General features: G+C 63.8%; 14 protein-coding genes. 3 read left to right on the top strand and 11 right to left on the bottom strand.

Going from position 1 to position 14945, the window contains the following annotated elements:
- Positions 1-39: 39 nt before the first annotated feature.
- Both NP945_RS21205 and NP945_RS21200 read left to right on the top strand, forming a co-directional pair.
- The gene (locus NP945_RS21205; protein WP_127326866.1) at positions 40-1809 is read left to right on the top strand and encodes a type I secretion system permease/ATPase; all 1770 of its coding nucleotides are present in this window, start codon (positions 40-42) and stop codon (positions 1807-1809) included.
- Positions 1806-3155 (top strand): HlyD family type I secretion periplasmic adaptor subunit, encoded by a 1350-nt coding sequence (locus NP945_RS21200; RefSeq protein ID WP_256747436.1) that lies wholly within the window; start codon positions 1806-1808, stop codon positions 3153-3155. Before NP945_RS21205 ends, NP945_RS21200 begins: the two co-directional genes overlap by 4 nt.
- A gap of 20 nt (positions 3156-3175) precedes the next feature.
- Here NP945_RS21200 and NP945_RS21195 read toward each other — a convergent pair whose 3' ends face one another.
- From NP945_RS21195 to NP945_RS21160, 8 genes are all read right to left on the bottom strand, one after another.
- Positions 3176-4132, bottom strand: a complete 957-nt coding sequence (locus tag NP945_RS21195; protein WP_306283244.1) for a sulfite exporter TauE/SafE family protein — start codon at positions 4130-4132, stop codon at positions 3176-3178.
- Positions 4104-4850, bottom strand: coding sequence for an SDR family NAD(P)-dependent oxidoreductase (locus NP945_RS21190; protein WP_256747435.1), 747 nt, complete (start codon positions 4848-4850; stop codon positions 4104-4106). Before NP945_RS21190 ends, NP945_RS21195 begins: the two co-directional genes overlap by 29 nt.
- 33 nt (positions 4851-4883) lie before the next feature.
- Positions 4884-6062 (bottom strand): pyridoxamine--pyruvate transaminase, encoded by a 1179-nt coding sequence (gene ppaT / locus NP945_RS21185; RefSeq protein WP_256747434.1) that lies wholly within the window; start codon positions 6060-6062, stop codon positions 4884-4886.
- Positions 6063-6088: 26 nt separating this feature from the next.
- Entirely contained in the window at positions 6089-6895 is an 807-nt protein-coding gene (locus NP945_RS21180) for a 4-pyridoxolactonase (protein WP_127809463.1), read from the bottom strand.
- Between the two features lie 47 nt (positions 6896-6942).
- Positions 6943-7878, bottom strand: coding sequence for an ABC transporter permease (locus NP945_RS21175; RefSeq protein ID WP_127326723.1), 936 nt, complete (start codon positions 7876-7878; stop codon positions 6943-6945).
- Between the two features lie 3 nt (positions 7879-7881).
- Positions 7882-8979: an ABC transporter permease gene (locus NP945_RS21170; RefSeq protein WP_256747433.1), complete on the bottom strand. Its 1098-nt coding sequence runs from the start codon at positions 8977-8979 to the stop codon at positions 7882-7884.
- Complete coding sequence (locus NP945_RS21165; protein WP_256747432.1) at positions 8976-10544, bottom strand: ABC transporter ATP-binding protein; 1569 nt, start codon at positions 10542-10544, stop codon at positions 8976-8978. Before NP945_RS21165 ends, NP945_RS21170 begins: the two co-directional genes overlap by 4 nt.
- Positions 10545-10621: 77 nt before the next feature.
- Positions 10622-11650 (bottom strand): BMP family protein, encoded by a 1029-nt coding sequence (locus tag NP945_RS21160; RefSeq protein ID WP_256747431.1) that lies wholly within the window; start codon positions 11648-11650, stop codon positions 10622-10624.
- Positions 11651-11750: 100 nt separating this feature from the next.
- On the opposite strand from NP945_RS21160, the gene NP945_RS21155 reads away from it, so the two are divergent.
- Positions 11751-12176: a hypothetical protein gene (locus tag NP945_RS21155; protein ID WP_127408288.1), complete on the top strand. Its 426-nt coding sequence runs from the start codon at positions 11751-11753 to the stop codon at positions 12174-12176.
- Positions 12177-12214: 38 nt separating this feature from the next.
- Here the strand turns inward: NP945_RS21155 and NP945_RS21150 are convergent, their stop codons facing one another.
- The 3 genes from NP945_RS21150 to NP945_RS21140 are packed head-to-tail and all read right to left on the bottom strand — an operon-like array spanning position 12215 to position 14906.
- The gene (locus NP945_RS21150; protein WP_128364752.1) at positions 12215-13225 is read right to left on the bottom strand and encodes an ABC transporter substrate-binding protein; all 1011 of its coding nucleotides are present in this window, start codon (positions 13223-13225) and stop codon (positions 12215-12217) included.
- Between the two features lie 38 nt (positions 13226-13263).
- Positions 13264-14079 carry an ABC transporter permease gene (locus NP945_RS21145; RefSeq protein WP_256747430.1) on the bottom strand — a complete coding sequence of 272 codons (816 nt, stop codon included), beginning with the start codon at positions 14077-14079 and terminating at the stop codon, positions 13264-13266.
- Positions 14076-14906 carry an ABC transporter ATP-binding protein gene (locus tag NP945_RS21140; protein ID WP_127809457.1) on the bottom strand — a complete coding sequence of 277 codons (831 nt, stop codon included), beginning with the start codon at positions 14904-14906 and terminating at the stop codon, positions 14076-14078. The genes NP945_RS21145 and NP945_RS21140 overlap by 4 nt, the downstream gene beginning before the upstream one ends.
- Positions 14907-14945 lie beyond the last annotated feature (39 nt).

Genomic DNA, 14945 nt, shown 5'->3' with positions numbered 1-14945 from the left:
GCCTCCCGCGATCTCTTGCACGGAGATGTCATCCAGATGATGAGAACCAACCAACAGCCGCCTGCCCTGCAGGTGGTGATGAAAGAGGCCAGACGCGCCATCCGGCCGCTTGTCTGGTTCAGCGGCGGCATCAACGTGCTGATGCTGACCGGGGCGCTCTATATGCTCCAAGTCTACCACCGCGTGTTGTCCAGCCACAGCCTGGAGACGCTGGTGATGCTGTCGCTTATGGCGGCAGGGGCACTCGCGGCAATGGCGGGGCTGGAGGTGGTGCGCGGGCGTCTTCTGGCTAAAGTCGGATCGTGGATGAACGCGCGGTTGGCACCGGTTCTCCTGACCGCATCCGTGGAATATGCCGCCTCGGCGCCCGGTCATGCCAACGCCCGTCCGCTGCGCGACCTGGATCAAGTGCGGAATTTCTTCACCAGCCCGAGCATCTTCCCGATTCTTGACGCGCCTTGGGCACCGTTGTTTTTCGCCGCCATATTCGTCATGCACCCCTGGCTGGGCTGGTTGGCGCTGTGCGGCGGGATTGTTCTCTTTGCGTTGGCGTTGCTCAACGAATACGTCACACGCAAACCATTGACCGAGGCTGCAAATGCACAGTCGCGGGCATACGTGCAGGCCGAGGCGACGATCCGCAACGCCGAGGTCGTCCAGGCGATGGGTATGCTAAAGCCGCTGATGGAGGGCTGGAAGGCACAGCAGGACGAGGCGAACAAAGGACAAGTCCTTGCCGCTAACCGGGGTGGGGTCATCGCGGCCATCGCGCGTTGTCACCGGCTGGCCCTGCAAATGGCCATACTCGGCCTCGGTGCCTATCTGGTTCTTCGCAACGAGGCCTCGCCCGGTATCATGATCTCCGCCTCGATCCTGATGGGCCGCGCATTGTCACCGGTCGAGCAAGCGATCGGCACCTGGAAGGCGACGGTCGGAGCCCGTGCCGCTTACCGGCGCCTCACCGCGGTCGCCGGACAGCACCGGGAGGCCACACCGGTCCTGCCACTGCCCCGTCCGAAAGGCAGGTTTGAGGCCGACAACCTTGTGCTTGCCCGGCAGGGTGGCGAGCACATCCTCAAGGGGATCAACTTCCGCCTCGAGCCGGGTGAAGCGATGGCGTTGATCGGTCCGAGCGGGGCTGGCAAGACGAGCCTGGCGCGCATACTCGCCGGCGCCTGGCGCCCGTCCGCGGGGCGCGCCTTGCTGGACGGAACGGATGTTGCCCAATGGGCGGCGGAAGACCGTGGTCGTCATGTCGGCTATCTGCCGCAGGACATCGAGCTCTTCGCCGGCACCGTGTCCGAAAACATTTGCCGCTTCGCGATGCTCAACCCGGCGGTCTTCAACAAGGTGGTCGAGGCCGCGCAGTTGGCGGGAGTCCACGAGCTGATCAAAGGACTGCCGAAGGCGTACGGCACCGAAATCGGCGAAGCGGGTGCGATACTGTCGGGCGGGCAGCGCCAGCGCATCGGGCTGGCGCGGGCACTCTACGGCGACCCCGCGCTGCTTATCCTCGATGAACCCAATTCCAACCTCGACAGGGAGGGCGAGGAGGCATTGATTGCCGCTCTCGGCGTGGCCAAGGCGACGAATACAACCGTTATCCTTATCGCGCACCGCGCCAGCATCTTGGACAAGGTAGACAAGATACTGGTCCTCAACAGGGGTCAGCAAGATCTCTTCGGGCCGCGCGATCATGTCTTCAATGAACTCGCCAGCCGTGTCGGCAAGGTGGCCCATCTGCCCAAGGTGGCCCAGTTGCCAGCCCTTGAAGTGGTGAAGGAAATCAAAGAGGTCAAGGAAGCATGAGCCGCCCCCCTGAATTGAAGGTCGTGCCGCTGCCCCTCGCGCCGCCCTCTCTCCTGGAGCCGCAACCCCTCCGTCTCACCGGCGTGACGTGCACCGGCTTCGCGATCATGTTCCTGTTCTTCGGCGTGGCCGGGGGATGGGCGGCCCTGGCGCCGCTGGACAGCGCTGCGGTAGCGTCGGGCGTGATCAAGGTCGCCGGCGACCGCAAGCTCATCCAGCACCTCGAGGGCGGCATCATCGCGGAGTTGAACGCCGCCAACGGGGATATCGTCAAGGCGGGCAAGATCCTCGTCGGGCTCGACGACACGCAGGCAAAGGCGCAACTCGACCTGATCCAGAACCGGATAGCAACGCGTGAGGCGCTGGCCGCGCGTCTCAGGGCCGAGCGTGACGGCAAGACCGAGATCGAGTTCAATCCGGCGTTGCTCGCAAACCCCGCGATCGCCGTGAAGGACGCGGTGGCAGCACAGCGTGACGTGTTTACAGCGAAGCACCACAATCTGAAGGACGAGCAGGAAATTCTCGGCCAGCGCCGTCACCAGGTCGAGGAAGAGATAACGGGGCTGGAGCAGCTTATCGTCACGGAAGACAAGCAGATCGAGGCAATCGAGGGTGAAAGCAAAGACCTTGAGGGTCTGCTCAAGAAAGGGCTGACCACCCGCGAACGGAACTTGTCGCTCAGACGCCAGCAGCGGGAGATCGAGGGCGAGCGCGCCACCAATGTCGCGGCAATCGCCCGTGCCGGAAGCGCCATGGCCGAGATCGACATGCAGATCCTGAACCTCAACACAGTGCGCCTGAACGAGGCCGTCGACGAGTTGAGCAAGGTCGAGGCGGAGCTGTTTGACCTCGGACAGCAGGAGCGTTCCGCCAGGGACGTGCTTAGCCGTACCAACGTCGTCGCGCCGGTTGACGGCATCGTCATGGAGCTGAAGGTCCATACGGCGGGCGGTGTCGTGAAACCCGGTGAGACATTGATGACGATCGTACCGCTCGGACAACAACTCGTGGTCGAGGCTATGGTCAAGCCGGAGGATGTCGAGACGATCGCACCCGGACAGCTCGCGCGCGTCAGCTTCCCGGCCTTCGCCCGCTACAACCTGCCGCCGCTCGAGGGCGTCGTGGAGATCGTGTCGGCTGACCGCATGGTTGAGGAGCGCAGCGGCGCACCGTTTTTCGCCGCGACGGTTGTGATCGACAAAAGCGAACTGGGCAAGCTGGAGGGCCGCAAGCTGCTGCCCGGCATGTCGAGCGAGACGATGATCCGGACGGGGGCTCGCACCGTGCTCTCTTATCTCGCCGAGCCGATCACGCAGAACCTCCGCCGGGCCATGCGGGAAAAATAGCCGTAGGCCGCCCAACGAATTCAGGAAAGCAGCATTCGGCCGGCCGTGATTGCCAGGAAGAACGCAAAGGCAAGCTTCAGGTAGCGCGGGTTGAGCGCGTGGGCGAGCCTTGCGCCCAGAGGAGCGAACAGAAAGCTCATGGGCGCTATGATGGCAACCGCCGGCAGGCTGACATAACCCAGGCTGAGCGGGGGCCTGCCTGCAATTGCGAGACCCGACCAGATGAAGCCGGCCACCGCTGGAAGCGCGATAAGCAGGCCAAGCGCCGACGATGTGCCGACGGCCCGGTGCACCGGAAAGGAGAAGCTGGAAAGCGTCGGCACCGACAGTGTGCCGCCGCCAATTCCCATGAGCGAAGAGACAAAGCCGATCACAGCAGCGATCGCGCGGTTGATCCAGCCGCTTTGCGGCAGGTGATCGGAGATCACGAGGTGCTTCGGCAACGCCATGTTGACGGCCACCAGCAGGCCGACGACGCCGAAGACCAGCCGCAAGCCAGCGCCCGGGATGAATTTCGACATGATGCCGCCGATGAGGGCACTGACGAAAATGGCCGGTCCCCATAGTGTGAGCAGTGCCCGGTCGACATTGCCGCGCCTGTTGTGTGACCGCATCGATGAGATCGAGGTGGGGATAATGACCGCAAGCGACGTCGCCACCGCCAGATGGCTGATCACATCAGGAGAAAACTGGAACAGGCTAAGCACCCAGAACAGCACCGGAACGATGACGATGCCGCCTCCGACTCCCAGCAGACCAGCCAGCACGCCGGACGCCACGCCGGTCATGGCCAGGCCGGCGACCAGCATTGCAATCGTGAGCCCGTCGAAAACCGACGTGTCTAATCCGAAGTCCACTTTGATTTCCCTTGATTGGCCGCGCTCGTCCGCTGCTGCGACCCCATGCAGGTCGCCCGGAATGCACAACAGGTTTTGGGATGCGCTTTGGCTAGTGGCGCACCATCCCGGCGTCGACATTGAGCGTCTGGCCCGTGATCCAGCGCGCATCGTCGGAGGCCAGGAACGAAACCACATCGGCGATATGTTCCGGCTGCCCTTTGCCCTTCATCGCCTGAAGCATCTCGACGAAGCCGAACGCCTCGTTGTGCGGGCTCGCCTTGACGCCGTCGCTCTCGATCAGGCCGGGCGTCACCGCATTGGCGGTGATGTTGTATTTGCCAAGCTCGGTGGCGAGCGCCCTGGTGAAGCCGATGACGCCACCCTTGGCCGCGACATAGGCCGCCATGTTCGGCGTGCCGGCAAAGAAGGTGTTGGACGCGATGCAAATCACCCGTCCGGCCTTCCCCGCCGCACGCATCTGGTCCGTACCGGCGCGGCTGACGATAAAAGTGCCGGTCAAATTGACGTCGATGATCTTGCGCCAATGGTCGAGATCGACATCGTCCCAGGCGACGAACGGCACGATGCTGGCATTGTTGACCAGGATGTCGATGCCCCCGGTCAGGGCCTGGATTTCGGCGAAGAGTGCCTTGACGGATGCCGGATCGGAAATGTCGGCGGCGATCGCCCTCGCCTTTCCGCCTATCCCCGCGGCCGCCGCCTTGGCGCCTTCGGCATTGATGTCGCTGACGATGACGGTTGCCCCGTCGGCGGCAAGCCGCGCTGCGATCGCCTTGCCGATACCCTGCGCGGCGCCTGTAACCAGGGCCGTCTTTCCCGCAAGCCGTTCAGTCATGAAAATGCTCCCTCAATCCGTGGTGATGTCTGTTCAGGCGTCGGCGTCGATCACGGCCAGCGCCGCGTCGATACCCCTGCCGATCATTAATTTCTGGCCGGCCGCGTTCATGGCCCCGCCCAGTGCCGTCAGCGCCGCGATCGCATAGATCGGCTGGGCGGTCGGTCCCATATGGCCGATGCGTGTCAGCTTCCCCAAGGTCTCGCCACGGCCAGACGAAAACACCACGCCGTAGCGGGCGCGCGCGGCCTGGCGAAGCGCCTTCTCGTCGACACCTTCGGGCGTGCGCACGGCAGTCGTGGTCGGCGACGCGATCTTGTCGCTGGCGGCCCAGATCGACAGGCCCATCGCTGCGACGCCGGCGCGCATGGCCTTGGCGGTGAGTGCATGGCGCGCCCACACCGCCTCCGGTCCCTCATTGAGATAGAGGTCGAGCGCGACATCGAGCCCGTTGATTTCCGAGACCGACGGCGTGAATGGAAACGGCTTGTCCCGCGACCACGCATGCTCCCAGTCGACGATGCTCAGCATCGACGCGCGCGGCGCCAGGGGATTGGCCTTCATCTTGGCCCAGGCCCGCTCGCTGACACCCATCATCGTGAGGCCGGGAGGCGCGCCCAGGCATTTGTTGGGGCCGGTGACATAGATATCGGCCTTGCAATCCTCGGGATGTGTCTTCATGCCGCCAAAGGACGAGACGGCATCGACGATGAGATAGCCGCCATGCGCCGAGACCAGCGCACCGATGGCGTCGATCGGATTGATGGTGCCGGACGGCGTGTCGTGGTGGCAGACGGAAACGACGGTGATCTCCGGATGCGCCTTCAGCATTGCCTCGACCGCCTGCGGATCGATCGCCTCGTTATAGGGCACCTCGATCTCGAGCAGATGTGGCGAATAGCGCTTCGCCCAATAGCCGAACCCCTTGCCGTAAACGCCTGAGGCAAGGTTGAGCACGACATCGTCCGGCGTGATCAGCGAGGCCGCGGCGGCCTCCAGGCCAAGCACCGGCTCGCCATGCAGGATGACCGGCTTGTTCGACAGCCGCATCGCCTTTTGCGCCTTGTCGACCACACCTTCGTAGAAAAGCTGGAACGCCGGGTCGTAGTCGTAGAGCACCGTGCGCCCGAGGCCGCGCAGCACTTCGGCATAGGCGTTCACCGGCCCCGCGGTCAGGGTGATGACCGGATCGGCATGTTCGAGATAACGCATCGTCTTGGTCTCCGGATTGGCGGGGGTCAGCCGTAGAATTGCGTGCCGGTCCTGTAGGTCTTGAAGTTGTCCATGTCGTGCGAGTACATCAGCTCGGCGCCATGGTCCTCGGCGAGTTTCTTCACCTTGCGCATCGAATTGACGCCCGCCACCGGATCGATGTGGAAGGCCGCCTGGCAGAGCGTTTCAAGGCTCTTCTGCGTATAGGCCGCATCGATCGTGAACATGATCGGCTTGCGCTTGGGGAACTCGACCAGCAGGCTGTAATGGCCGATCGAATGGCCGGGCGTCGAGATCAGCCGGACGCCCCTGGCAAGGTCGACGTCGCCATCGACGCCTTCGAAGCTCGAGTTCGCCCGTGTCGTTCCCGCAAGCAATTGCCCGGTCGCGCCACGCGCTTCGGCAGCCTCCGCCGAAAAACTCAGATCGGAATAGCCGAGATGTTCGAAAGGCTGGGGATTGCACGCCTGCGGCACCTCGGTCCGGTGGCAGATCTTCTTGGCATGCGGAAAATACTTGTTGCCGCCGCAATGATCGAAGTGGAAATGCGAGTTGACCACGACGTCGATGTCCTTCGGCTCAAGGCCGAGCAGCGCCAGGGCGCCGGGGATGGTCTGGTGCTTTTCCTGGATCGGCTTTTCGAATGGCAGCACCTTCATCACATGATCGTAGTCGTAGCCGGTGTCGATGAGGAACCGGCCCTCGGCATGTTCGATCAGGATCGAATAGACCGGGAAGCGCACTTCGCCGCCAGGGCCGCGATTCCAGAACACATGATAGCCGTCGAGAACGAGCGAGCCGCCGTCGAGCAGGTAGACCTTGGTATCCGACATTCTTGCCTCCTTTATTGGCGCGGGTCCCGTCCGCGCATGAATTGTCCTCAGCGCGCGCCGCGCTCGTATGGAATCCCGAGCGCCGCCGGCAGGCTCGCGCGCCGGCCGAACAGCACCAGCATGATCATCACCGCCAGGAACGGCAGCATCTGGATGATGTCGGTCGGTATGTTGATCCCGGCCACCTGCATGGCCGTCGTCAGCGACAGGCAGACACCGAACAGCAACGCACCGAACAGCACCCAGATCGGGCGACCGCGCGCCAGCATGGCCAGCACGATGCCGAGAAAGCCCGCGCCATTGGTGATGAACGGAATGAACAGCCCAGCCCCGACATTGGCGAGATAGGCGCCGCCGAGCCCAGCCAGCGCTCCAGTCGTCAACACGGCGATGGTGCGGGTCCGCACGACATCGATGCCGGCGACATCGAGCGCGGCCGGCTTGTCGCCTGCCGCCTGCAAATTGAGGCCGAGTTGCGTGCGCCGATAGAGGTAGCTCATGCCGAAAACCAGCGCGACCGCCAGATAGACGATCAGATGATGCTTGAAGAATGCAGGCCCGATGACCGGGATGTCCGAAAGCAGCGGAATGACGGTCGCCTCCGCCGCGGGCAGGCGCGGGTAGCTGCGTGAGAACTGGAAATGGTGGAGCAGTGCCGTCAGGCCCTCGAGCCCCAAGGTCAGCGCGATGCCGATGACGATCTGGTTCAGCCCGATGCGCACGCAAAGCAGCGCCATGACAAGCGCCACCGCAGCACCCCCGACGGCACCGGTGAGAAAGCCCAGCCACAGCGACCCGGAATAGAAAGCGCCGACAAAGCCGAGATAGGCGCCGGCCAGCATCATGCCTTCGATGCCGATATTGAGCACGCCCGCCTTCTCGGAGATCTGCTCGCCGAGCCCGGCAAGCAGCAGCGGGATCGCCGCGGTGACAGCGCCGAACAGCAGCGCGCTGAGAAAGACTTCGCTGAAGAGGCCGGTCATGCCCTAGGCCCTCCGCGACTGGTTGTATAGGTGATCGAAATATTCGGCGAGCGCGAGCACGATCAGCACGATGGAAACCAGCACCAGAGTGAAATGATTGGGCACGCCGAGCCGGCGCGCCGCGCTCTCACCGCCGATCGAAAGCACCGAAAGCAGGAACACGAAGCCGATGGCTGCAAAGCCGTTCATGCGGGCGAGAAAGACGGCGGGTATCACGGCAAGCCCGTAGGCGGGATTCCAGTCGGCGCGGACATTGCCCTGGACGCCGATGATGTCGACGGCGCCGGCAAGCCCGGCCAGCCCGGCCGAAATGGCGAAGACGGCGACGGTCAGGCCGGGGACGCTGAGCCCCGAGTGAACCGCCGCGCGTGGATTGGCGCCGACGATCCTCAGCTTCAGCCCGAACGCCGTGCGCGTCATCACCAGATGCACGATGACGATCGCCGCCAGCCCAAGCAGCAAGCCGCTGGTGATGGTCGTTTCGAACAGGCGCGGCAGCCGGTCCTCCACCGGCAGCGTGCGCGTCTGCGGCACGGTCGTGTTGGGATCGCGAAACGCCAGTTTGACCAGCACATTGGCGAGCGAGGTGCCGAGGAACGTCATCATCAGCGTGGTGATGATCTCGTTGACGCCCTGATAGGCACGCAGCAGGGCCGGCACCAGCGACCAGATCATCGCCACCACCATGGCGATGAGGAACGAGCAGACCAGCGCCAGCCAGGCTGGCATGACCTGCACGAACATAGGAGCGCTGGCCGCCGCCGTCACCGCGCCGAGCAGGAACTGGCCGTCGCCGCCGAGATTCCACATGCCGGCGCGAAAGGCCACGATCAGGCCGGCGGCAAGAAACAGCAGCGGCGCCATGCGCGTCAGCGTCTGCTGGATGCCGAGCGGCGAGAACAGTCCTTTCTCCAGCACGAAGCCGTAATAGGCGAGCGGGTCGACGCCGACCGCAAGCAGGATACAGCCGGCTATGACGAGAGCGATGAGGATCGGGCCGAGCGTCATCAGCAGCCGATGCGCGATGTCGCGGCGCGTCCTTGCCCCGCTCGTGGCATCGAGTGCGGTAGCACTGACCGTGGGTGCGGTGTCGATGCTCATGCGGCAAGTCCGATCATCAGGCGACCGACCTTGGTGCGGGCATCGTCGGCATTCTCGACGGTGCCGACCAAAGCTCCGTCGGCGATGACGGCGATGCGATCGCACAGACCAAGCAATTCCTCGAGGTCGGTGGAGATCAGCAGCACGGCAAGGCCACGCGCCGCCGTGTCGCGAATACGCTGGCGCGACGCCAAAGTGTTGGCGAGATCGAGACCGTAGGTCGGCTTGTTGAAGATCACCACCTTGGCGCCCTCAGCCAGTTCTCGCGCCAGAAGCACCTTCTGGATGTTGCCGCCGGACAGCCTCGCGACAGGCGTCTTCAGGCTCGGCGTACGCACGTCATATTCGCGCACGAGCTGGGTGGCGCGCTTGTCGATCTCCGCGCGCTGCTCGACGCCGTTGCGCCAGAACGGGGCCGCGCCGACCTGCTTGAGGAAGAAGTTGATCGAGACCGGGAAGGTTCCGACAGTGCCCTCGCCCAGCCGGTCGTCGGTCAGGTAGCGAAGGCCGCGCCGGCGGCGCTCGCCAACGCTCAGCGTCTCGATGGCGGCGCCTTCCAGCCGTATCGAGCCGCCGGCAGCTGTACGCTGGCCGGCCAGCGCTTCCGCCAGCTGCTTCTGGCCGTTGCCGTCGATGCCGGCTATGCCCAGGATCTCGCCCGGGCGGATGTCGAAGGAGATCGACGACAGGCCCGGCGCATTGTCCGTCGGCGCGACCGCCAGATCCGCGACCTGAAGCAGCGGGGCCGTTCCGGCGCGGGCAGTGCGGACAGGACGCTCGACGGCTTCCGGATCATCCTTCTGCTTGCCGAACATCAATTCCACGATCTCGGAGACGATCTCCTGTTCGCCCAGCGCGCGAAACCGCTCGGGCGGGATCTCGCCGACCTTGCGGCCAAGCTTCAGCACCGAGATTCGGTCGCCGAAGGCAGCCGCCTCCTTGAGCTTGTGGGTGATGAAGACGATCGCCAGACCCTGCTCGACGAGGCGGCGCATCAGCGCGCCCAGTTCGTCGATACCTTTCGGCGTCAGCATGGAGGTGGACTCGTCAAGGATGAGCAGCCGGCTGTTGCGCAGCATCGCGCGCAGGATCTCGACCTGCTGCTGCTCGCCGAGCGACAACTCCGATACCTTGGCTTGAAGCTTGACGGTGATGCCGAGCGTGCCGGTGATCTCGGCGACGCGCGCCGCCAGTTCCTCGGTCCTGGGGCGCTGCCACCACGGCCCGCCAAGCAGGAGATTTTCCGCCACCGTCAGCGTCGGCACCAGCATCATGTGCTGGAATACGGTGCCGATGCCGAGTGCCAGCGCATGGCGCGGCGAGGTGATCGGCGTCGGTTTGCCGTCGACCAGTATGCGTCCTTCGTCCGGCTGCTGCAGGCCGGACAACATGCCGATCAGTGTCGATTTTCCAGCGCCGTTCTCGCCCAATAGCACATGCACTTCGCCCGGGCGGATCGACAGGTCGACGCTGTCATTGGCAACGATGCCGGGGAACCGTTTGGTCACGCCTTCAAGCGCGACGATGTCGCGCCCTGCAACGGACGATGAAGAAAAACCGCTCATGAAAGCCCAGCACCAAAAAACAGGAATCGTCCGGAGGGGTGAACGGATCACCCCTCCGGCAGCCGACCGTGATCGCCTTACTGGGCGACGCTGGTCATCAGTGCCCTGACGGCGGCCGCGTCATAGACCGGCTCGACCTTGATCTTGCCGGAAATGACGTCCTCGCGCAGCGCCTGGATTTCCGTCCAGGCATTGTCCGGGATCGCAGCGGTCTTCAGCAGCTTGACCGAGTCGTCCTTGAGGCCGATCGTATAGTGTTTGGTGCCGAACGTGTCGGCCTTCAGGTCGGCAATCATGGCCGCATAGACCGGCTCGATGTTCCACACCACCGACGACAGCAGGAAGCCCTTGTCGATCGGTGACTTGTCGCCGATGACGTCGATGAAATAGACCTTGCCGCCATCGGCTGCCTTGGTCGTCTCGACCGCCTGCAGCATGCCGAAGCTCGAACCGTTGCCTTGGCCGAAGATGATGTCGGCACCCGATGCGATCACGCTTTCGGTGACGCGCTTGCCGCCGGCCGCATCGCTGTAGGCGGCAGGGCCGATCACCGCATAGGTGATCTTGACGTCAGGATTTTCCGCCTTCACGCCTTGTGCGAACGCCGCCGACTGCGAATTCCACGATGGCGGTTCGCCCGAGACGACGATGCCGACCGACTTGGAACGCGACACCTTGGCGGCGAGACGGCCGGCCAGATAGGCACCCTCGTGGCCGCTCAGCGTGTAGTCGGCGACGAGGCCCTTCTCCAGGCCGGCTGGCGTGTCGACGATCGCCACCGGAACTTTCAGTTCCTTGGCGATTTCGGGCGCCGAGGTGTTGTAGCCGCTGGCATGCGCGATCAGCAGGCTGGCGCCATCGGTCGCAAGTTCCCGCAAGGTCGGACGAACGTCGCCATAGCCGAGGCCCTGGGCCACGACCACTTCGACGCCGGCGGCCTTGCCCGCCGCCTTGGCGGCGTCGATGCCTTGCTGGTTCCAGCCATAGTCCGTGCCTTCTTCGGGCGTCAGGATGGCGATCGACTTGACCTCGCCGGCAAGCGCGCCGCTCATCAAGACACCGGTCAATATAGCTGCACTTACACTGCTCTTAAGAAGCTTTAACATGTTACCCTCTCTGTTGTTTTACCAATCAATATTCTTATTGTTATTGCGCAAAAGCGAGATAGACTGCCTAGGAAAAATTACATTATGGAGCTCAGGCAAAGTGAAGATCCGTTATGCCCTTCCGGTGATGCTGGCGTTGTCGTCCTTCGCCAACGCGGTTGAGTTGCACCATGTCACCGTCCGCACCGGCACTGACGGGCTCGACATGGTTCCGTTGACGATTTCGAATGCGGGCAGCGAAAGCCTCTCCTGCAACGCCGACTTCGCCCACTGGTATTCAGCCGGGATCGCAACGGTCGAGCCGGGCAAGAAGACCCGCGTCGAGCTCTGGTTCGATGCGAAGACCGGCACGTTCACGATCCTCAACGACAAACGCGAGAACCTGCCCGTCGAGCGGCTGTGGTGCGGTCTGGCGAGCCGCGCATATGCCACCCGCGTGCAGGTCACGCTCGACCGCACCGATGCGGCGAAAGGCGAGCGTGATGTGTCCTGCGGCATCGCGCGGGACAGCCTGGTCTGCCGGTAGGCGGTCATCGGGCTTTCCGTTCGAACACCGCGCGCCCCTTATTCTTTTGCCAGGAATGCGTCGGTGAAGACGTCGTCCGCCGACAGAGCCGTCTTGAGCACGCCCTGGTCCGTCAGTGTCTTCAGGGTCTCCTCCCACTGAGTCTTCGTCATCCAGCCAAGACCGTGTTCCTTTGTGTCGGGGCTGCTGAACGTCGATGCGATGTCGGCGTTGATCTGCGCCAGCAGCACATCCTTTTTCTCCGCATAGCCGGGCGCGGCCTTGGCGGTGATCTCGGCGGCCTCTTCCGGATGAGCCACGACATAGTCGAAGGCCTCCCTGTATGCCTTGACGAAGCGGCGTACGACGTCCGGCTTGTCCTTGATCATCGCCTGCGAGGTGAACAGGCCCGAGCCATAGGCTTTCCACCCATGGTCCGCCCCCATCATGATGCTGAGCGAGCCGGGGCCTCCGGCCTTCGCTTCCAGTTCGGGAACCTCCGCATCGATATAGCCGACGACCGTCTGAACCCGGCCAAGCAGCAAATAGCTTTCATAGGGAGGCGAGACGCTGTTCAGCGTCATGTCCTTTTCGGTCAGGCCGTTGGCGGCCAGGAAACCCTTGAAGAAGATGTAGGTGGAGCCGGCCGGATGAATGCCGATGGTCAGTCCCTTGAGGTCGGACGGCTTGGTGAGCTTCAGCGTCTTGGCCAGCGAAATGATCCCCAGCGGCGAGTGCTGATTGACGGCCGCCAGCGCCACGACCGGGACATTCTGCGAGCGTGCGACGGCAAGCGTGGGAAGATCGCCGAACCCGAAATCCGCGTTCTCATTGCCCACCAGCCGCATCGCGTCCGGCGAGCCGGATCCCTTGCGGATCTCGGCCACATCGATGTCGTTCTTGGCGAAGAAGCCCTTTTCCTTGCCGACGAAGAACATGGCGTGATTGCCGCGCACCACCCAGTCGAGCTGTACGTTGACCTTGTCGGCCGCCAGAGCCGCGCTGGAGAAGCCGAGTGCCGTGACAAACGCCGCGAAGCTAGCGGCCTTGATAAGTGAGCGTCTCAGCATTTTTTGTTCCCTTTATGAATTTGGTTGATCGAGCGGGCCTAGGACTGGCTGAATTTCGGCGCCCACGGCACCACGATGCGTTCGAGGATTTCGGCGGCGTAGTAGAAGGCGATGCCAAGCACGGAAACGAGCAGCAGCGCTGCGAAGACCAGCGCCGTGTCGAGCTGGGTCGAAGCGAACTGGATGACGTAGCCGAGACCGTCCGACGCCCCGGCAAATTCGCCGACGATGGCGCCGATCACGCTCAACGTGGCGGCGATCTTGGTTCCGGCCATAAGGTTCGGCAGCGAGTGCGGAACGCGGATCCTGAACAGGATCTGCGTCTGGCTGGCCCCGACCGAATTCATCAGCGACAGCAGCGAGCGGTCGACCGATTGCATGCCCGCCAGCATGGAGAGCGTCACCGGGAAGAAGGCGATGACCAGGATCAGGCCGATCTTGGGCGCCAGTCCATATCCGAACCAGAGGATGAAGATCGGCGCGAGCGCGACTTTCGGCACGTTCTGGAACAGCACCACCAGCGGATACAGGGCGCGTCCCAACCAATCGAAGCGCACGATGAGCAGCGCAATGGCGATGCCGACCACGACCGAGACCAGGAAGCCGAACAGGATCTCGCCCGCCGTCACCAGCGTCGCCTGCATCAGCGTGTCCCATTGCGCGACCAGCGACTTCGCGATCTCGGACGGAGCGGGAATAATGAAAGCGGATATGGCAAAGACCCGCACGGCCGCTTCCCACAGCACGATCGTCACCAGCAGCAGGATGACCGCAGGAAGCCAGCTGCCGGTCGCCGCACTCCAGTTGGAGGCGAGGCGCGGCTCGGAAAGGTCGGTGATGGGTTGGTCGCTCAAGACGCGCCTCCCGGTTGATGACTGGAGCGCAGCATCGTTCGCAACTGGACCACCAGCCTGACGAACTCCGGATCTTCGGTGACCGACAGGTCGCGCGGATAAGGCAGCGCAATGTCGAGGCTCTCGGTGATCCGCCCGGGCTTGATCCCCAGCACGTGAACATGGCGCGACAGATGGATGGCCTCGTCGATGGAATGGGTGACGAGCACGATCGTCTTGCCGGTCCGCTGCCAGATCTCCAGCAGCGACTGGCCCATCGAATCGCGGGTGATGGCATCGAGCGCGCCGAACGGTTCGTCCATCAGCAGGACTGCGGGATCGAGCGCCAGGGCCCGTGCAATGGCGACCCGCTGCCGCATGCCGCCCGACAGCTCGTTTGGCCGCTTGTGGGCGCTGTCGCCCAGCCCCACCAGCTCCAGCATCTCCTGCCCGCGCGCCCGCAGATCCGAGCGCGACAGCGACTTGTCGGCGATGCTGAGCAGCATCGAGGCATTGTCGACGGCGTTTTTCCAGGGGAGCAGGTTGGCGTCCTGGAAGACGAGGCCGATCATCCGCTTGCGCGCCGCCTCGGTCGGCGCGAGCCCGGCGATCGAAACGCTGCCCTGGGTCGGCTGCACCAGTCCGGCCAGCACCTTGAGCAAGGTGCTCTTGCCGCAGCCGGAAGGGCCGATAAGGGAAACGAACGATCCCTTTGGCACCGAAAGATCGATGTTCCTGAGGATCAGCTGACGGGCCATGACCACCGAAACGCCCTTGGCGGAGATCAGATCGTCATGGCGGATATGGGCCGGCTTGTCGCCGGCGGCCCGGATGGTTTCAATGCGCATGGCTTGCCGCCCCGCGCGCTGTTTTCTGTCGCACCCGCA

The sequence above is a fragment of the Mesorhizobium sp. LMG17149 genome (assembly GCF_024518695.1).
Lineage (GTDB): Bacteria > Pseudomonadota > Alphaproteobacteria > Rhizobiales > Rhizobiaceae > Mesorhizobium.
The sequence above is the reverse complement of the archived record's forward strand: the minus strand, read 5'-3'. Positions and strand labels throughout refer to the sequence as shown.

Excerpts from the sequence above, each read along its gene's own strand:
- NP945_RS21205 (WP_127326866.1), top strand. The coding sequence starts at position 40 with ATGAGAACCAACCAACAGCCGCCTGCCCTGCAGGTGGTGATGAAAGAG.
- NP945_RS21200 (WP_256747436.1), top strand. The coding sequence starts at position 1,806 with ATGAGCCGCCCCCCTGAATTGAAGGTCGTGCCGCTGCCCCTCGCGCCG.
- NP945_RS21195 (WP_306283244.1), bottom strand. The coding sequence starts at position 4,132 with ATGTCGACGCCGGGATGGTGCGCCACTAGCCAAAGCGCATCCCAAAAC.
- NP945_RS21190 (WP_256747435.1), bottom strand. The coding sequence starts at position 4,850 with ATGACTGAACGGCTTGCGGGAAAGACGGCCCTGGTTACAGGCGCCGCG.
- ppaT (WP_256747434.1), bottom strand. The coding sequence starts at position 6,062 with ATGCGTTATCTCGAACATGCCGATCCGGTCATCACCCTGACCGCGGGG.
- NP945_RS21180 (WP_127809463.1), bottom strand. The coding sequence starts at position 6,895 with ATGTCGGATACCAAGGTCTACCTGCTCGACGGCGGCTCGCTCGTTCTC.
- NP945_RS21175 (WP_127326723.1), bottom strand. The coding sequence starts at position 7,878 with ATGACCGGCCTCTTCAGCGAAGTCTTTCTCAGCGCGCTGCTGTTCGGC.
- NP945_RS21170 (WP_256747433.1), bottom strand. The coding sequence starts at position 8,979 with ATGAGCATCGACACCGCACCCACGGTCAGTGCTACCGCACTCGATGCC.
- NP945_RS21165 (WP_256747432.1), bottom strand. The coding sequence starts at position 10,544 with ATGAGCGGTTTTTCTTCATCGTCCGTTGCAGGGCGCGACATCGTCGCG.
- NP945_RS21160 (WP_256747431.1), bottom strand. The coding sequence starts at position 11,650 with ATGTTAAAGCTTCTTAAGAGCAGTGTAAGTGCAGCTATATTGACCGGT.
- NP945_RS21150 (WP_128364752.1), bottom strand. The coding sequence starts at position 13,225 with ATGCTGAGACGCTCACTTATCAAGGCCGCTAGCTTCGCGGCGTTTGTC.
- NP945_RS21140 (WP_127809457.1), bottom strand. The coding sequence starts at position 14,906 with ATGCGCATTGAAACCATCCGGGCCGCCGGCGACAAGCCGGCCCATATC.